18 protein-coding genes and 2 pseudogenes are annotated in these 17,799 nt (G+C 45.0%); 17 read left to right on the forward strand and 3 right to left on the reverse strand.

The genetic code is table 11. From position 1 onward, the window contains the following. Window positions 1-3: 3 nt before the first annotated feature. Together FKX92_RS05850 and FKX92_RS05855 are read left to right on the forward strand one after the other, a co-directional pair. Window positions 4-540, forward strand: a complete 537-nt coding sequence (locus FKX92_RS05850; protein ID WP_149565794.1) for a 5-formyltetrahydrofolate cyclo-ligase — start codon at window positions 4-6, stop codon at window positions 538-540. Next, window positions 524-1,207 carry a rhomboid family intramembrane serine protease gene (locus tag FKX92_RS05855; RefSeq protein ID WP_002902117.1) on the forward strand — a complete coding sequence of 228 codons (684 nt, stop codon included), beginning with the start codon at window positions 524-526 and terminating at the stop codon, window positions 1,205-1,207. Before FKX92_RS05850 ends, FKX92_RS05855 begins: the two co-directional genes overlap by 17 nt. A gap of 98 nt (window positions 1,208-1,305) precedes the next feature. Here the strand turns inward: FKX92_RS05855 and galU are convergent, their stop codons facing one another. After that, the gene (galU, locus tag FKX92_RS05860) at window positions 1,306-2,211 is read right to left on the reverse strand and encodes a UTP--glucose-1-phosphate uridylyltransferase GalU (RefSeq protein ID WP_002893959.1); all 906 of its coding nucleotides are present in this window, start codon (window positions 2,209-2,211) and stop codon (window positions 1,306-1,308) included. Between the two features lie 16 nt (window positions 2,212-2,227). After that, window positions 2,228-3,250 carry an NAD(P)H-dependent glycerol-3-phosphate dehydrogenase gene (locus FKX92_RS05865; RefSeq protein WP_002922579.1) on the reverse strand — a complete coding sequence of 341 codons (1,023 nt, stop codon included), beginning with the start codon at window positions 3,248-3,250 and terminating at the stop codon, window positions 2,228-2,230. A 159-nt stretch (window positions 3,251-3,409) separates the two neighbouring features. On the opposite strand from FKX92_RS05865, the gene FKX92_RS05870 reads away from it, so the two are divergent. The 4 genes and pseudogenes from FKX92_RS05870 to FKX92_RS12240 all read left to right on the forward strand — a co-directional run bounded on the left by FKX92_RS05870 (window position 3,410) and on the right by FKX92_RS12240 (window position 6,887). Further along, a complete protein-coding gene (locus FKX92_RS05870) occupies window positions 3,410-5,116 on the forward strand; it encodes an ABC transporter ATP-binding protein (RefSeq protein ID WP_187759398.1) in 1,707 nt (568 codons plus the stop codon). 1 nt (window position 5,117) lies between these two features. Further along, window positions 5,118-5,256: pseudogene (locus FKX92_RS12230) on the forward strand (ABC transporter ATP-binding protein); the annotation flags it as partial. Further along, a pseudogene (locus tag FKX92_RS12235) lies at window positions 5,235-5,963 on the forward strand (ABC transporter permease); the annotation flags it as partial. The pseudogenes FKX92_RS12230 and FKX92_RS12235, both read left to right, overlap by 22 nt. Window positions 5,964-6,098: 135 nt before the next feature. After that, a complete protein-coding gene (locus FKX92_RS12240; RefSeq protein WP_371621329.1) occupies window positions 6,099-6,887 on the forward strand; it encodes an ABC transporter ATP-binding protein in 789 nt (262 codons plus the stop codon). A 116-nt stretch (window positions 6,888-7,003) separates the two neighbouring features. Here FKX92_RS12240 and FKX92_RS05880 read toward each other — a convergent pair whose 3' ends face one another. After that, window positions 7,004-8,977, reverse strand: a complete 1,974-nt coding sequence (locus FKX92_RS05880) for a peptide ABC transporter substrate-binding protein (RefSeq protein ID WP_149565797.1) — start codon at window positions 8,975-8,977, stop codon at window positions 7,004-7,006. A 228-nt stretch (window positions 8,978-9,205) separates the two neighbouring features. On the opposite strand from FKX92_RS05880, the gene FKX92_RS05885 reads away from it, so the two are divergent. The 11 genes from FKX92_RS05885 to FKX92_RS05945 all read left to right on the forward strand — a co-directional run bounded on the left by FKX92_RS05885 (window position 9,206) and on the right by FKX92_RS05945 (window position 17,720). Continuing rightward, window positions 9,206-9,895: a gamma-glutamyl-gamma-aminobutyrate hydrolase family protein gene (locus tag FKX92_RS05885; protein ID WP_002893948.1), complete on the forward strand. Its 690-nt coding sequence runs from the start codon at window positions 9,206-9,208 to the stop codon at window positions 9,893-9,895. A gap of 265 nt (window positions 9,896-10,160) precedes the next feature. After that, window positions 10,161-10,610, forward strand: a complete 450-nt coding sequence (locus FKX92_RS05895; RefSeq protein ID WP_002914123.1) for an 8-oxo-dGTP diphosphatase — start codon at window positions 10,161-10,163, stop codon at window positions 10,608-10,610. An 84-nt stretch (window positions 10,611-10,694) separates the two neighbouring features. Then, on the forward strand, window positions 10,695-11,138 hold the full coding sequence (locus tag FKX92_RS05905) for a dUTP diphosphatase (RefSeq protein WP_002899178.1): 444 nt from the start codon (window positions 10,695-10,697) through the stop codon (window positions 11,136-11,138). Between the two features lies 1 nt (window position 11,139). Next, window positions 11,140-11,655: a histidine phosphatase family protein gene (locus tag FKX92_RS05910; RefSeq protein ID WP_124765003.1), complete on the forward strand. Its 516-nt coding sequence runs from the start codon at window positions 11,140-11,142 to the stop codon at window positions 11,653-11,655. A gap of 53 nt (window positions 11,656-11,708) precedes the next feature. Further along, complete coding sequence (locus tag FKX92_RS05915; protein ID WP_002902135.1) at window positions 11,709-12,341, forward strand: methyltransferase domain-containing protein; 633 nt, start codon at window positions 11,709-11,711, stop codon at window positions 12,339-12,341. 5 nt (window positions 12,342-12,346) lie between these two features. Continuing rightward, window positions 12,347-13,714: a DNA repair protein RadA gene (gene radA, locus FKX92_RS05920; RefSeq protein ID WP_080555468.1), complete on the forward strand. Its 1,368-nt coding sequence runs from the start codon at window positions 12,347-12,349 to the stop codon at window positions 13,712-13,714. A 116-nt stretch (window positions 13,715-13,830) separates the two neighbouring features. Next, entirely contained in the window at window positions 13,831-14,547 is a 717-nt protein-coding gene (locus FKX92_RS05925; protein ID WP_002902140.1) for a TIGR00266 family protein, read from the forward strand. A gap of 113 nt (window positions 14,548-14,660) precedes the next feature. Continuing rightward, on the forward strand, window positions 14,661-15,356 hold the full coding sequence (locus FKX92_RS05930) for a TIGR00266 family protein (protein ID WP_002902143.1): 696 nt from the start codon (window positions 14,661-14,663) through the stop codon (window positions 15,354-15,356). Window positions 15,357-15,503: 147 nt separating this feature from the next. Then, window positions 15,504-16,001, forward strand: a complete 498-nt coding sequence (locus tag FKX92_RS05935) for a beta-class carbonic anhydrase (RefSeq protein WP_002922537.1) — start codon at window positions 15,504-15,506, stop codon at window positions 15,999-16,001. Between the two features lie 97 nt (window positions 16,002-16,098). Then, window positions 16,099-16,965: an ABC transporter permease gene (locus FKX92_RS05940; RefSeq protein WP_002902146.1), complete on the forward strand. Its 867-nt coding sequence runs from the start codon at window positions 16,099-16,101 to the stop codon at window positions 16,963-16,965. Beyond that, window positions 16,962-17,720 carry an ABC transporter ATP-binding protein gene (locus FKX92_RS05945; RefSeq protein ID WP_149565798.1) on the forward strand — a complete coding sequence of 253 codons (759 nt, stop codon included), beginning with the start codon at window positions 16,962-16,964 and terminating at the stop codon, window positions 17,718-17,720. The genes FKX92_RS05940 and FKX92_RS05945 overlap by 4 nt, the downstream gene beginning before the upstream one ends. The last annotated feature ends 79 nt before the right edge of the window (window positions 17,721-17,799 follow it).

Genomic DNA, 17,799 nt, shown 5'->3' on the forward strand with positions numbered 1-17,799 from the left:
TGCATGAAAAAAGAGCTGAGACAAACTGTACTGAACCAGATGAAGAAACTGTCAGGAAAAGAAAAAGAACAGGCAGATAGCTGGCTGACCCAGCACTTGCTCAGTTCAACAGCTTATCAAAACGCTCAGGTTATCGCTACCTACCTTTCTATGCCGCATGAAGTCTCAACTGCAGCCTTTATCAAGCAGGCTCAGTTGGACGGCAAGCGGGTTTTAGTGCCCAAAACCTATGGCCAGGGTCGGATGATATTTGTGGATTATGATGAAAGCCACCTGCAAAAAAGCTCTTTTGATCTTATGGAGCCGATAAGTGAAGAGGCTGTGGACAAGACAGAAATTGATCTGATTCATGTGCCGGGTGTGGTTTTCAATTCTCAAGGCTTTCGGATCGGTTACGGCGGTGGCTACTATGACCGTTATCTGGCTGATTTTGCAGGAGCATCCATCAGCAGCGTCTATAGTTTTCAAAAATCTGATTTTGAGCCTGATTATCACGATATAGCAGTAAAGGAAGTGTTGACTTATGAACTACATCTATGATAAAAAATATCCTGTGACCAGTATTTTGCTAATTTTGACAACACTTGTCTTTGTGGGGATGCTTATTTTACGTGGCTTTTCTTATGCTGAAGCACAAACGGTCTTTGAATTTGGAGCAGTGTATTCTCCAACTATTATCATGAATCCCATTCAGATATGGCGCCTCTTTTCTGCTATCTTTGTGCATATTGGCTTGGAGCACTTTGTGGTAAATGTTATTACTCTTTATTTTATTGGACGGCAGGCAGAAGACATTTTTGGCTCACGAAATTTCTTTCTGCTCTATATGATGTCTGGCCTAATGGGAAATATCTTTGTCTTCTTTTTCAGTCCGGATGCTCTATCAGCAGGAGCTTCAACCGCCTTGTTTGGACTTTTTGCCTCTATCGTGACCCTGCATTATGTCGTTCGCGACAGCTACATTCAGCAGCTGGGGCAGTCTTATATGACCTTGATTGTGGTCAATATCATCTTTAGTTTTATGCCTAGTATCAGCTTGGCGGGGCATTTGGGAGGTTTGATTGGTGGCATACTCTGTGCGGTCATTCTCCCTATCAAAGGCTCAAGCAATGCTTTTAAACCTGCTCAGCGCTGGCTAGTCTTGTTTGGCTATCTAGCCTTGGCCGCCCTTCTGATTTTTCTAGGCTTTCATCATTCCTTGATTTAACAAGTATGTATAAATAACTGGCGAAATATAAAAAAAGAGGTTTTTAACCTCTTTTTTATAGCTAAAATTTTATTTTCAAGGCTAGTTGTTTGAATCAATTATTTTTTACTTTGTTTTTTCTCTAATGTATGACCCAAGTCAATGATATACTGCTTCAAGGAGTCTTTGACCTGCGGATGCTTGAGGGCGTAGTCGATTGAAGTCTTCATAAAGCCGAACTTGTCACCGACATCATAGCGATCGCCCTTAAATTCGCGAGCGAACACGCGCTGCGTCTTGTTGAGAGTATCAATCGCATCGGTCAGCTGAATCTCATTTCCAGCACCTGGTGCTTGTTTTTCCAAGATTTCAAAAATTTCTGGTGTCAGCAGGTAACGGCCGATAATAGCCAAATCACTCGGTGCATCCTCAGGTTTTGGCTTTTCGACGAAAGTTTCCACGCTGTAGAGACCTTTGACACCTTCACCTTGAGGAGCAATCACACCATAAGAGGAAACTTCATCATGAGGGACCTGCATGACAGCGATGGTAGAAGCATGAGTAGCTTCGTAGTCATCAATCAATTGCTTGGTCAGTGGCACAGCCTTATCATTGGTGATGTCCATGAGATCATCGCCCAGCATGACAACGAAAGGCTCGTTTCCTACGAAAGCCTTGGCCTGAAGGACAGCATCTCCCAGTCCGCGCGGATGGCTTTGACGGATGAAGTGCAGACCGATACCAGTAGTTTCATCAACCAATTTGAGCAAGTCGTCTTTACCTTTTTCTTTGAGGTTGTATTCTAATTCAAAGTTTGAGTCAAAGTGGTCTTCGATGGAGCGTTTTGACTTACCTGTAACAACTAGAATATCTTCAATCCCAGATTTGAGAGCTTCCTCAACGATAAACTGGATGGTTGGCTTGTCGACAATTGGCAACATTTCCTTGGCCAGTGCTTTAGTAGCTGGCAGGAAGCGGGTTCCGAGACCAGCTGCAGGGATGACGGCTTTCTTAACTTTTGACATAATTATTTCCTTTCTATTAGAACGAAGTCCATTCGTTCTCAGCCTTGAATTCATTGTTCATAATTTCATAAATGGCATCTTTGATATTACAGTTTTGATAAATAACCTTGTAGATAGCTTGGGTAATCGGCATATAAACATCCAGCTCTTGGGCCAGTTCATAGGCTGCCTTGGTGGTAGAAATTCCTTCGATAACCATACCCATATTGGCTTCGATATCAGCTAATTTCTCACCGCGTCCTAAAGCATTGCCGGCCCGCCAGTTGCGGGAGTGGACAGAGGTCCCTGTGACAATCAGGTCACCGACACCAGATAAGCCGCTGTAGGTGAGAGGATTGGCTCCTAACTTGACACCTAGACGCGTGATTTCGGCTAGACCGCGTGTGATAATAGCTGCCTTGGCGTTATCACCATAGCCTAATCCATGGAGAGCACCGGCTCCGACTGCGATGATGTTTTTTAGAGCGCCTGCAGTCTCCACTCCGATAACGTCGGTATTGGTGTATAGGCGGAAGTAGTGATTGCTGAAGAGCTCCTGCACATACTTAGCTGTTTCCAGGTCCTTAGAAGCAGCGGTAATCAGGGTAATATCTCGTACAATGGTTTCCTCAGCATGGCTGGGACCTGAGACAACGACAATCTCGCTACGTAGCTCTGCAGGAATTTCTTCTTCCAGGATAGTTGAAATCCGTTCGTGGGTATTGGGCTCCAGTCCCTTGGAGGCGTGCATGATTTTCACCTTGTGGTCCAGAGCTTGAGCTACTTGTTTGGCTACCAGACGGGTTACCTTAGTCGGCACGACAAAAAGCACGGCATCCGCATCTTTTAAAGCTTCTTCTAGGTCATGATAAGCCTTGATCTTTTCATCCAGTACAATATCTTTGAAATAGCGTTTATTGGTGTGTTCGTCGTTGATTTCGTTGATTTGCTCAGCGATATTTCCCCAAATACGAACCTCGTGTCCGTTGTCATTTAATACTTGTGATAAGGCTGTTCCCCAAGAACCAGGACCAATCACAGCAACTCGTTGTTTATCCATATCTTCTCCTTATGATGAAATTCCGAGTCTGAATTTAAATCGGTTTTAGAGTCTATATCTCATTTTACCATATAATATAAGAAATTTCTTGCTTGACATTGTTTTTATCTATGATATAGTAAGGAAACTAAGTCAAATATGAAAAAAGTAGGAGGAAGCATGTTTTTTAAAAGTCTATTACGGTATAAATGGTATGCCCTGAGTTCGCTTTTGATGACCTCGCTGATGATTGCCAGCTCTCTTTTACTGCCCTGGTTTTTAAAGCACATCTTAGATGCTTTGCAGGAGCAAAATAGCCAGACCATCTACAGTATGGGCGGTTGGCTGATTGGCATCGGTTTTGTCGGACTGGTGGCAGGAGGGATTAATGTAACCTTGGCGGCTTACATTGCCCAGGCTGTCTCATCAGATCTCCGTGAGGAGACTTTCCGCAAGATTCAGACCTTTTCTTATGCTAATATCGAGGAATTCAACGCCGGCAATCTAGTCGTTCGGATGACGAATGACATCAATCAGATTCAAAACGTGACCATGATGCTCTTTCAAATCCTCCTTCGCTTGCCCATCCTTTTTATCGGCTCAGTTATCTTGGCCATTGTGACCATGCCCTCTCTCTGGTGGATTATTTTCTTACTGATTGTGCTCATAGCTGGTCTAACGGCTGTCATGATGGGGATGATGGGCCCTCGTTTTAAGAAATTCCAAACTCTTTTGGATAAGATTAATGCCATTGCCAAGGAAAATCTTCGTGGTGTGCGAGTGGTCAAGTCCTTCGTTCGGGAGGAAGATCAGTTTCATAAGTTCAGTCAGGTGTCTGATGAGCTTTTGTCAGAAAATCTCTATATTGGCTATGCCTTTTCAATCATTGAGCCAATGATGATGTTGGTCGGCTACAGCTCAGTTTACTTGGCTATCTGGACTCTATCTGGCATGATTCAGGCGGAGCCAGGACTGGTCAGCTCTATCGCTTCTTTTATCGGTTATCTGAGCCAGATTATTTTCACCATCATTATGGTTGGTTTTTTGGGAAATGGCGTGACGAGGGGGATCATTTCTATCCGTCGGATCAAGGAAGTATTGGCGACGGAGCCAGCTATGACTTTCCCAGACTCACCAGATGAAGAACTAGAAGGCAGCCTCAGCTTTGAGCATGTGACTTTTTCCTATCCCAATGATGACGAGCCAATGCTAAAGGATGTCAGCTTTGAGGTAGAGCCTGGGCAAATGATTGGCGTTGTCGGTGCGACAGGCGCTGGCAAGTCCACCTTGGCCCAGCTGATTCCCCGTCTTTTTGACCCGCAGGAAGGTTCGGTCAAGATTGGCGGTCGAGATCTGCGAGAGCTTAGTCAGGGAACTCTTCGTAAAAATGTTTCTATCGTGCTGCAGCGGGCGATTCTATTTAGCGGGACCATTGCGGATAATCTCCGTCAGGGCAAGCTCAACGCTTCATTGCCTGAAATGGAGCGAGCGGCTCGTATTGCCCAAGCCAGTGAATTTATCAGCCGTATGGAAGAGAGTTTTGATAGTGCAGTGGAGGAGCGTGGCAGCAACTTCTCCGGCGGTCAGAAGCAGCGGATGTCCATTGCCAGAGGTGTTGTCAACAATCCCAATATTTTGATTTTAGATGATTCGACCTCAGCCTTGGATGCCAAGTCAGAAAAGCTGGTTCAAGAAGCCTTGAACAAAGAGCTGCAAGGAACGACGACGATTATCATCGCTCAAAAGATTAGCTCCGTCGTTCATGCAGATAAGATTCTGGTCCTGGATCAAGGGCGGCTGATTGGCCAAGGGACGCATGCGGAATTGGTCGCCACTAACGATGTCTACCGTGAAATCTATGAAACTCAGAAAGGAAAGGAGGACTAAGATGCGGACGATTGCATTTTTCTGGCAATATTTTAAGCGTTACAAATTATCCTTTACCGTTGTCCTTTTGATGATGATAACAGCGACTGTTTTTCAGGTCCTTTTTCCGGTTTATGTCGGTCAGGCTGTTCAGCATTTGGTTGAGTTGGGACGTGCTTTTGCAGAGAAGGGTGAGACTGATCAAATTCTGTCGACTTTTGGCAGCGTCATGGGCAGTGTATTGGTATCCTTTGTCTGCCTGTCTGTTTCTAGCCTGATTTACATGCTTTTGATGACCCGAGTTATTGCCCATTCGACCAATGAGATGCGCAAGGGCCTGTTTGGCAAGCTGTCCAAGATGACAGTTGCTTTCTTTGACCGCCATCAGGATGGAGACATTCTGTCGCGCTTTACCAGCGACTTGGACAATATCCTGCAAGCTCTAAATGAGAGCATGATTCAGGTTATGAGCAATGCCTTGCTCTATCTGGGGCTCGTGATTATCATGTTTGTCCAAAATGCTAGATTGGCCTGGATAACGGTAGCCAGCACACCGGTTGCTTTTCTTCTCCTAGTGGTCATTGTTAGGCTGGCTCGGAAATACACCAATCTTCAGCAAAAAGAAGTCGGCCGCCTCAATGCTTATATGGACGAGACTATTTCCGGTCAGAAGGCTGTTATCGTTCAGGGGATGCAGGAGGAGGTCATCAAAGGGTTCATTGAGCAGAATGACCGAGTACGCTCAGCGACCTTTAAAGGCCGAACCTTTTCAGGCCTTCTTTTCCCTATCATGAACGGGATGAATTTGATTAATACAGCCATTGTTATTTTTGTTGGATCGGCTGTCTTACTGAGCGATCCTAATGTTGAAACGGCTGTTGCAGTTGGCCTGATTACTACTTTTACTCAGTTTTCCCAGCAGTATTATCAGCCCATCATCCAGATTGCAGCCAGCTGGGGCAGTTTGCAGTTGGCCTTTACAGGGGCTGACCGGATTCAGGAGATGTTTGATGCGCCGGAGGAGGTCCGGCCAGAGAATGCGCCTGCTTTCACAGAGCTCACAGACTCCGTGGAGATCAAGCATGTGGACTTCTCTTATGTAGAAGGCAAGCCTATTCTCAAAGACGTATCTATTTTAGCCCCTAAGGGCAAGATGACGGCTGTTGTTGGCCCTACTGGTTCAGGTAAGACGACCATTATGAACCTGCTCAATCGCTTTTACGATGTGGATAGTGGCAGCATTGAGTTTGACGGTCGCGACATTCGGGACTATGAGCTGGATAGCTTACGGAGCCATGTGGGCATTGTCTTGCAGGATTCGGTGCTCTTTAGTGGCACGATTCGGGACAATATCCGCTTCGGTGTACCAGATGCCAGTCAGGAAATGGTCGAAACGGCTGCGCGTGCGACTCATATCCATGACTATATCGAAAGTCTGCCAGACAAATACGATACCCTGGTAGATGATGACCAGAATATTTTCTCAACTGGGCAGAAACAGCTGATTTCCATTGCTAGAACTTTGCTGACGGATCCGCAAGTCTTGATTTTGGATGAAGCGACTTCTAATGTCGATACGGTGACGGAGAGTAAGATTCAGCAAGCTATGGAAGCAGTTGTAGCTGGACGGACTAGCTTTGTCATTGCTCATCGCCTCAAGACGATCCTCAATGCAGACCAGATTATCGTCCTCAAAGACGGAGAGGTTATCGAACAGGGCAATCATCACCAGCTCCTCAAACTCGGCGGTTTCTATTCAGAACTCTATCACAACCAGTTTGTGTTTGAGTAGATGGTTGGTTTTGCAGCTGGATAATCAGCTAGGCTTTTGAAGAATCAGATAGAAAATTAAAAAAATCCAGCAGGTTTCTGTTCCTGCTGGATTTTTAATTAACATCAAAGTAGTGATTATTTCACATGTTTAGCCAGATCCTCTTGGGCCTTTTTATTGGATTCCTCTTTTTCTTTTTTCCACTTTTCTTGGGCCTTTTGATAGTCTTTAGTCGTGACAATCTCATCACTGATTTCCACGTATTTATGGTAGTTGACATCTTTTGTACCTGTCTGAGCATAAGAGTTGGTAAATGGCACAATCCGAGAAATGAACGGTGCTGCTCCTCTGCTGCTCATAGTTGGCACAACGAGGGCGCTATCTGTCAGCCATGCTTGAGCTACAGCATATTTTTCATAACGCTTGTCAACATCTTGTGTTTCGTTTCCGGCTTCTTCGATCAGCTTGCTGTACTCATCTAGTCCTACAGCTTTAGCAGCAGCATTGTCTTTGCCTTCAAATCCAAGGTAGGTTCTGGTCTGAGTGCTGTTACCTGGCACTAAAATGTCCAGGTAAGTAGATGGATCTTGATAGTCTGGATCCCAGGCAACGAGACCGTTGATATCCCAGTCTTCCTGGCTAGCAGCTTCAGCATTGAAGGTGATGTTTAGTGCTTCGTCCTCAGCCAGCATCTGTAGGTCTACAGAGACATTGTCCTTTCCTAAAGCCTCTTCTAGTGACTGTTTCAGAGATTGCATGCGGTTGACGAAGTTAGTAGAATTCTGAGCGACAGGAACATCTAGGTGGATTGGGAATTGTACGCCTTCACTTGCCAGAGCCTGCTTGGCTTTGGCAAATTCCGCCTTGGCTTTGTCAGTATTGTGGAGACCGTCTTGACCGTCATCTAGCTTGATACCTTTCCACTCGTCACCATAGGAAGCCAGTGATTCTTCGACAAGAGTGCCAAATTCCTTGCCATTGGCTTGAACAAAAGTTGGCGGAACAAAGAGATTACGGACAGCTGGCTTGGCTGCATCTTCTCCGTTGACCTGAGCCGAATAGCTTTCGCGGTTAAGGGCAAAGGCTAGAGCTTGGCGGAAGTCTTTGTTCAGTAGAGCTTTTTTGGTAGCTTCTTTTTGTTCATCGCTGGTTTTAGAAGTGTGGTTATAACTTTGACGGTCAATGTTAAAGCTGATTAGACCGACCCCCGCTCCTGCTTCTGTCATGAAGATATTATCTTTGTATTTCTCAGCGATTGAGGAATAACTGGAAGTTGCTGGGTAGAGTCTTGCCAAACTGTAGCCGCCATCCCCAAAGGTCCGTGCTAATGAATCTTGGTCAGAACCATCGTAGTAAGACAGTTTGACACCATCAATCTTAACCTTGTCCTTATCCCAGTAGTTAGGGTTCTTCTCAAATTCGACAGAGGATTTAGAAGTAATGGACTTCATGATAAATGGACCGTTATACAGAATGGAGTCGGCTTTGGTTGCCTGACCGAATTCCTTGCCTTGCTTTTCTAAAAAGGCTTCGTTGACCGGCATCATAACACCTGATGTTGTTTTAGAGTTCCAGTAGGTTTCAGGCTTGTTGAGTGTATATTGAACCGTATGATCGTCCAGTGCCTTGACTCCAACAGCTGAAAAGTCTTTGTTGGTACCGGCTGCATATTCACTCAGCCCCTTGATAGAATCTTGGATAAGAGGGAGGGCGTCTGATTTGATATCGGCAGCATGTTTGATACCTGCCACAAAGTCCTGAGCCGTGACATCTGCGTATTCTTCGCCATCAGCGGTATACCACTTAACATCTTTGCGCAGCTTATAGGTATAGACGAGACCATCTGGAGAGACTGTCCAATCTTCTGCGATAGACGGAGCTAAGTTTCCATATTTATCATTTTCCAGCAAGCCATCTACACCATTTGTAGTCAGCTCGTGGGTAGACCCCTTTGCCGACTGGATGTAGTCCAAAGTTGTTGGATCAGACGTAAAGACATAGCTGTAGATTTTTTTGCTGGATTGGGAACTTCCACCTCCAGAGCAAGCTGTAAGTAAGCCGACAGAGAGCAGAGTGAGCCCTACGGCAAGAAGAATATTTGATTTTCTCATAGGGACCTCCAAGTCATGAGTTTTTACACTGCTTATTATAACAAATTTCTGCCAAAAGTAAATAATTTTCTGATAATTCTGAAATATTTTTCTAAATTTTAAAAAAGAGATTTATAGTGTTGCATATTCTGATAAAAAATTTTTATAACCAGCTTTAAAAAAATCTATTGGACGGCTTCGCAGAGGAGTGGTAAGATATACTATATCAAAATAAGGGGGAATCACGGTATGTGCAGAACAATTGTTGGAATTTCAGCCAATCTTTGTCCAGTAGATGAAGCTGGAAAGAATATTCACACCTCTGTTTCACGCAAGTTTGTGGACGGCGTACGAATGGTTGGTGGACTGCCGATGGTGATTCCCGTTGGGGATAAAAGTTTAGTTCAGGATTATGTAGAAACGATTGACAAGCTGATTTTGTCAGGCGGGCAAAATGTTCACCCGCAGTTTTATGGGGAAGAGAAGACCATCGACAGTGATGATTACAATATTGTCCGCGATGAGTTTGAGTTGGCACTTTTGAAAGAAGCCCTGCGCCAAAATAAGCCAGTCATGGCGATTTGCCGCGGTCTGCAGTTGGTAAATGTTGCTTTTGGCGGTACTCTTAATCAGCATATCGAAAATCACTGGCAGGGCTTGCCATTTGGTACTTCGCACTCCATTCGTACGGAGAAAGATAGCGTTGTGGAGCGCTTGTTTGGTCAGGCTAGCCAGATTAATTCGGTCCATCGCCAAAGCATCAAAGACTTGGCGCCTAATTTCCGCGCGACAGCTTTTGATCCCAGAGACAATACCATCGAAGCGATTGAATCGGTTGACAATCATCGTATCATAGGTCTTCAATGGCATCCGGAGTTTTTAATAAACGAAGAAAAGGGCAATTTGGAGCTATTTCAGTACCTCTTGCAAGAGCTGTAAAAAATTATTTTATTTTTTTAAGTTACTTTTAGGAAAATTTAAGATAAGTGTTCTATACTAAGACCATAAACAAAGACCTCCTAACTTTGTTTAGAAATCCTAAAACTTTTCTTTTTCATAATAATCTCCCTATAAGAACCGCCCAATTGGCGGTTTTTTTGCTTGAAAGGCTGAGAAATCTAGATTTTCATCAATTTGATGTCTTTTATGTTATAATGAGTCACAAGTAGGCCGAGCGAATCGGTCGGTAGATGGAGGAATAGAGATGTCAAGAGCGGAGCGAGTTATTTTAACAAATATGTGTATGGTTTACGATGGAGACCGCATTTTAGTGCAAAATAAAGTAAATGATGATTGGACCGGCCTTTGCTTTCCAGGTGGCCATGTTGAAAATCGTGAATCCTTTGTCAAATCAGTGATACGGGAAGTCAAGGAAGAAACGGGTTTGACTATCTATGAGCCTCGCTTGTGTGGTGTCAAGCAGTTTTATACCGAAAAGGATGAACGTTACATCGTTTTTCTTTACAAAACCAATCGTTTTGAAGGAGAGCTGGTCTCGTCCGACGAAGGAGAAGTGTTCTGGATTAAACGCGAGGATCTTGATCACCACTCGCTGGCCTTGAGCTTTAAAGAAATGTATCAAGTTTTCACATCAGATTTGACGGAGCAGTTTACCTATCTGGATAATGGAGAGATCATCAGAAATCTATACTAGGGAGAATCGCCAATCGGCGGTTTTTTTGCTTGTTTTTTACGAATTTAGTATAATAGGGACAGCAAAAATAGAAAAGAGAAATACATGAAAATTCGCGGATTCGAGCTGGTTTCCAGCTTTACAAATGAAGATTTGCTGCCCAAGAGAGAGACGGCTCACGCAGCTGGCTACGACTTGAAAGTGGCAGAGCGTACCCTCATTGCGCCAGGGGAGATTAAGCTGGTTCCGACTGGTGTCAAGGCCTATATGCAGCCGGGCGAGGTGCTTTATCTCTACGACCGCTCGTCCAACCCTCGTAAAAAAGGCCTGGTCTTGATTAACTCCGTTGGGGTCATTGACGGCGACTACTATGGCAATCCTGGAAACGAAGGCCATATCTTTGCTCAGATGAAAAACATCACTGATCAGGAAGTCGTCCTCGAAGTTGGGGAACGTGTGGTTCAGGCTGTCTTTGCACCATTTCTGATTGCTGATGGAGATGAAGCAGAAGGTGTGCGGACCGGCGGATTTGGGTCGACAGGACATTAGCATGAAAATCATTTTTATCCGTCACGGAGAACCAGATTATTCACTTTTGGAAGAAGCTGGTTACACTGGATTTGGACTAGATTTGGCTCCCTTGTCGGCTGATGGTCGTCGGATGGCGACAGAGGCCGCTGATAATCCTTTGCTGGAACAGGCGGAAATTCTGATCTCCTCTTCTGTGACGCGGGCTTTGGAGACGGCCTCCTATTTGATTCGAGACCGCCAACTACCGCTTTTTGTGGAGCCTTTTCTACATGAATGGCAGGTATATGAAAGTGGGACAGAAAAGTTTGAGCAGGCTCGGAAGCTGTTTTTTGAAAATAAAGGCTCACTTCCTGCAGGAAGTCCTGTCCGGTATGAGACGGCTGAGCAGATGAAAGCCCGCTTTTTGCGCACCATAAGCAAATACAGAGACTACGAGACGGTAGCTCTTGTAGTCCATCGCATGCTCATCCGCCAGTTTGTAGCTGATCAGCAGATTGATTTTTGCCAGTTTGTTGAATGTGAACTGAAGTTTTAATTTTTTCGCTGTAAAAAGAATCTTAACAAAAGTATTTAGAGATAAAAGAAAATATGAAAGAATTTAAGAACAAGGACTATGCAACAGAAATTCGTCAGAAAATTCCAGGCTATGATGTGATGCTAGATGTGATTTTCCGAGGAGTATTGCTCAGGTTAGCACCCAGTTTAAAAGTCGATAAAGTGTTAGCTTTGGCAAGCCAGACGGATGAGTTGAATGCTTTGGCATCCTTATTTCCTAAGGCAGGGGTGACCGTTGTGGAGCCAAGTGAGGCGATGCTGCAAGAGCTTAAAAGACAGGTTCATCTGCCTCAAGCAGAGTATCTTAATAGTCGATTTGAAGAAGCAGTGCTGCCTTCTGCTTATCAGATTTGTTCTTGCTTGCTAGTGTTGCAGTTTGTTGAGAATCCCAGCTTTTTTCTTCAAAAAATTTATGATTCTTTAGGTGAAGGTGGCCTTCTGATTCTTAGCTTTTTTTCCAACCAGCAACTAGGCTATTGGAAAACACTTGCTTCAGAGCTAGGAGCCAATCAGCAACAAGTTCAGCGTACTTATGAGAATCAAGCTGGTTTGATGAATTCCCTCTCGCCTCAAGAAGTTGCAGACATGCTAGAAAATGCTGGCTTTACTAATATAGAGCAGGTGTGTCAGGTCTTATCTACTTTTGTTTGGATTATTAGAAAATAAGGAGAATCACCATCGCTAAGAAAAAAACGACCTTTGTCTGTCAAAATTGTGAATATCATTCGCCCAAGTATCTAGGCCGTTGTCCTAACTGCGGCTCTTGGTCTTCTTTCGTTGAGGAAGTAGAGGCTGCAGAGGTCAAGCATGCCCGTGTTTCCTTGACAGGCGAAAAGACCCGGCCCATGAAGCTGGCTGAGGTCACTTCGATTGATGTCAATCGGACCAAGACGGAAATGGACGAGTTCAACCGTGTGCTGGGTGGTGGCGTAGTGCCTGGTAGTCTGGTTCTGATTGGCGGGGATCCCGGTATCGGGAAATCCACCCTGCTTCTGCAGGTATCCACCCAGCTTTCCCACCAGGGCATCGTCCTATATGTCAGTGGGGAGGAATCAGCTGAGCAGATTAAGTTGCGGGCGGAGCGTCTCGGTGATATTGACAGTGAATTTTATCTCTACGCCGAGACCAATATGCAAAATATCCGCACGGAGATTGAGAAAATCAAGCCAGATTTTCTGATTATCGACTCTATACAGACGGTGATGTCGCCGGAAATTTCCAGTGTTCAAGGCTCTGTTTCTCAAGTTCGAGAGGTGACAGCTGAGCTCATGCAGCTGGCCAAGACCAATAATATTGCGACCTTTATCGTTGGTCACATGACCAAGGAAGGAACCTTAGCTGGTCCTCGAACTTTGGAGCACATGGTGGACACCGTGCTTTATTTTGAGGGTGAACGTCAGCATACTTTCCGTATCTTGAGAGCAGTCAAGAACCGCTTTGGCTCGACCAATGAGATTGGTATTTTTGAGATGCAATCTGGCGGGCTAGTTGAGGTTGTCAATCCCAGTGAAGTCTTTCTGGAAGAGCGTCTGGACGGCGCGACAGGCTCGTCTATTGTCGTGACCATGGAAGGAACGCGGCCGATTTTGGCTGAGGTGCAGGCTTTGGTGACACCGACCATGTTCGGCAATGCCAAACGAACCACGACTGGACTGGACTTTAACCGAGCCAGCCTCATCATGGCTGTTCTGGAAAAGAGGGCGGGACTCCTTCTGCAAAATCAAGATGCCTACCTCAAGTCAGCTGGCGGCGTCAAGCTAGATGAGCCAGCCATTGATTTGGCAGTAGCGGTAGCCATTGCTTCCAGCTACAAGGATTTACCTACCAATCCTCAAGAGTGCTTTATCGGTGAAATTGGCCTGACTGGCGAAATCCGACGGGTCAACCGCATCGAGCAGCGCATCAACGAAGCAGCAAAGCTGGGTTTCACCAAAGTCTACGCTCCTAAAAACGCTCTGAACGGCCTCAAAGTTCCAGACAATATCCAAGTCATTGGTGTGACGACGATTGGGGAAGTGTTAAAGAAAGTATTTTCTTGATTAAAGTAGTATTGCGAAAAGTTGTTGTGCGTGCTATAATATTGCTAGAAAAAATAGGATTTATCTGGAATTTCCTATAAGTTGTTTTTCCAGATTTTTTAGGAGGATAATCAACCATGGTAGATCATCGTATGAATGTTTCTATTACCAACAATGCTCAATTTCCCTTGGCGGAGATTGCCTTAGATGCATCAGAGTCTGTTCGTATTCAGACCGGGAGCATGATATACCACACTCCCAACGTTGTCTTGAATGCTAAAGTGAATGCAGAGTCTCAATCAATCTTTGGCAAGGCAATCCAAGCTGTGGGCCGTTCTATGGCTTCTGGCGAAGGAGTGTTTATCACTGAAGCAACTGCTCAATCAAATAACGGTCGTCTAGCCTTAGCGCCTAATGTACCTGGTCAGATTGTTGCTCTGGAACTAGGCGAAAAGCAATACCGCCTTAATGATGGAGCTTTTCTGGCTATGGATGGTTCTGCCTCTTATACTTTGGAGAGGCAGTCGGTGGGTCGAGCTCTCTTTGGTGGCCAAGGAGGCTTTTATGTGATGAGTACCCAAGGTCAGGGGACACTCTTGGTAAATTCCTTTGGCTCGATTCAAAAGGTCGAGCTGCATAATGATAGGATAACGATTGACAATGCCCACGTAGTAGCATGGAGTCGAGAGTTGGAATATGATATTCATTTAGAAAATGGTTTCTGGCAGTCCATGGGAACTGGTGAAGGAGTGGTTAATACCTTCTATGGAACTGGCGAAATTTACATCCAAAGTCTCAATATTGAAACCTTTGCAAATGTTCTTCGCCCACACCTGAATATTGACAATTCTTGAAAATTTCTAGGAGAGACTCAGGCTGTCTCTTCTTTTTTGATGCTTCAGTTTTCCTTTGTCCAAAATATATGAAAATGTTATAATCAAGTCATAATAAGAAGGAGGTATTTCTTATGCGATTTTCTATGGATAGTAATATGCAGTTTCCTTTGGTTGAGTTGTCGCTCAATCAAGGTGAAACCGTCTTTATCCAGCGTGGCAGCATGGTCTACCACACGCCGAATGTGACTCTGAATACTCAGCTAAATGCAAGCGGTTCTGGCTTGGGACGTTTTGTCAAGGCTGTAGGTCGGTCAATGGTTTCTGGTGAAAGTACCTTTATTACTCAGGCTGTTGCCCAGTCTGATAATGGCTACCTTGCTTTAGCGCCAGATGCTCCTGGTCAAGTCATTCCCCTTCAGCTAGGCGAAAAGCAATATCGGCTGAATGACGGTGCCTTTCTAGCTCTTGATGGTACAGCTTACTATACCATGGAGCGCCAGTCTGTTGGGAAAGCCCTCTTTGGCGGGCAAGGCGGTTTCTTCGTCATGACGACCCAAGGTCAGGGAACTCTTTTGGCTAATGCTTTTGGTTCTATTAAGAAACTTGAGCTTCATAACCAAGAAGTAACAATTGACAATGCCCATGTAGTGGCTTGGAGCCAGTCTTTGAATTATCATGTTCATTTAGAAAATGGCTTCTGGCAGTCTATCGGAACGGGAGAAGGAGTGGTCAACACCTTCCAAGGTACTGGTGAAGTCTATGTGCAAAGTCTCAATCTTCAAACCTTTGCAGGCTCACTCAGCAAGTTTATTCCAAGAAGCTCATAATAAAGAAAACTAGGACAGAAGATCAGGCTAGATGCTGGATTTGACTGTCCTATTTTTTTTAACAAAGTCGAGAACTGACAAATAGCAGAAAAGATGGTAAGATAATATAAAATTATTTGAATATCAAAGTATCAGCAAGGGGAAAGAATGTCATATTTTGAAAACTTTATGAAGGCCAATAAAGCTTATGTCGATCTGCATGGAACGGCACATCTGCCCATTAATCCCAAGACCAAGGTAGCTATCGTGACCTGCATGGACTCTAGGCTTCACGTGGCTCAGGCTCTGGGTCTAGCGCTTGGAGACGCTCATATTTTGCGCAATGCTGGCGGTCGGGTGACGGAGGACATGATTCGCTCGCTGGTCATCTCTCAGCAGCAGCTAGGAACGCGGGAAATCGTGGTTTTGCATCATACAGACTGCGGGGCACAGACTTTTAAGAATGAGGAGTTTACGGCCTATCTTCATAAAGAGCTAGGTGTCGATGTCAGTGATCAGGACTTTTTACCTTTTACAGATGTAGAGGAAAGCGTGCGTGAGGATATGGCCTTGCTGCGGCAGTCGCCGCTGATCCCAGCTGATGTAAAAATCTCAGGCGCGGTTTATGATGTAGATACTGGTCGAATGACAGTTGTTGAGGAATAGTTGGGAAGTCAATTTCTTTGTCTGCGCATTGGCATTGAAATTGGCTCCTTTTTTATGTTAAAATAGAGAAACGATTTTAATTAGTTAGGACAATGTTATGATTCTTTCCATTATTTCTCAGGGATTGGTTTGGGCCGTTTTAGGTCTAGGTATTTTTATGACCTTCCGGATTCTGGGCTTTCCTGATATGACGACAGAAGGCTCCTTCCCCTTGGGCGGGGCGGTGGCTGTTACCTTGATTACCAAAGGAGTCAATCCTTTTCTAGCAACTGCAGCGGCCGTTTTAGCGGGCTGTGCTGCGGGTGCCGTGACAGGTCTGCTCTATACCAAGGGGAAAATTCCGACCTTGCTTTCAGGGATTTTGGTCATGACCTCCTGCCACTCTATCATGCTGATGCTGATGGGCCGTGCCAATCTGGGGCTTTTAGGCAGCAGTAAAATTCAGGATATTCTGCCTTTTTCAGGGGAAGTCAATGACCTCTTGACTGGTTTGATTTTTGTCAGTCTAGTGATTGCAGCCCTGCTCTTTTTCTTGGATACTAAGCTAGGGCAGGCTTATATCGCGACCGGAGATAATCCGGATATGGCTCGCAGTTTTGGAATCAATACTGGCCGTATGGAGTTGATGGGACTGATTCTATCAAACGGCTTGATTGCTCTGGCTGGGGCGCTGATTGCCCAGCAGGAAGGCTATGCAGATGTTTCCCGCGGGATTGGAGTAATCGTAGTTGGTCTGGCCAGTCTTATCATTGGCGAGGTACTCTTCCGGAGTCTGACCTTGGCAGAGCGGCTGATTACCATTGTAGTTGGTGCGATTGCCTATCAGTTCTTGATCTGGGGTGTCATTGCTCTCGGCTTCAATACCAACTATCTCCGTCTTTACAGCGCGGTGATTCTGGCCGTCTGTCTCATGATTCCAACCCTGAAAAATAAATTCTTTAAAGGAGCCAAGTTAAGCAAATGACAGCGATTGTAGAATTAAGAAATGCAACCAAGCTTGTAAAGAGCGACTTTGATGAAGAAAAAATCATCCTAAATGATGTTTCTTTAGACATTCACGAGCATGATTTTATTACAATTTTAGGTGGAAACGGTGCAGGAAAGTCAACCCTGTTCAATGTCATTGCCGGAACTCTCCCTCTGACCAGCGGCAGCATTCATATCTTGGGGGAAAATGTCACTCATTTTTCACCAGAAAAGCGGGCCAAGTACCTGTCCCGTGTCTTTCAGGATCCTAAGATGGGAACGGCTCCGCGGATGACAGTGGCGGAAAATCTTCTCATTGCCAAATTCCGAGGCGAAAAGCGTGGCTTGGTACCCCGTGGGCTCAACAGTTACAGGGAAGAGTTTCAGGCGACGATTGAGAAAATTGGCAATGGCCTGGACAAGCATCTGGATACACCGATTGAATTTCTTTCTGGCGGGCAAAGACAGGCTTTGAGTCTGCTCATGGCAACGCTCAAGCGCCCAGAACTTTTACTTCTGGATGAGCATACTGCAGCACTGGATCCCAAGACCAGTGTAGCCTTGATGGAGCTGACCAATGAATTTGTCAATCGTGACCGCCTCACAGCTCTTATGATTACTCATCACATGGAGGATGCCCTCAAATACGGTAACCGACTAATCGTCATGAAAGACGGGCAGATTATTCAGGACTTAAACAAAGACGAGAAAGCCAAGATGACCATCGCAGATTACTACGGCTTGTTTGAATAGGTTTGCTCAGAGTTTTGTAAAAACAAGAGAAAGAATATGTACTAAATAATGTACTGTTCCCAAAAAGTTAGACAATTAA

This window comes from Streptococcus sanguinis (assembly GCF_008329445.1).
Lineage (GTDB): Bacteria > Bacillota > Bacilli > Lactobacillales > Streptococcaceae > Streptococcus > Streptococcus sanguinis_O.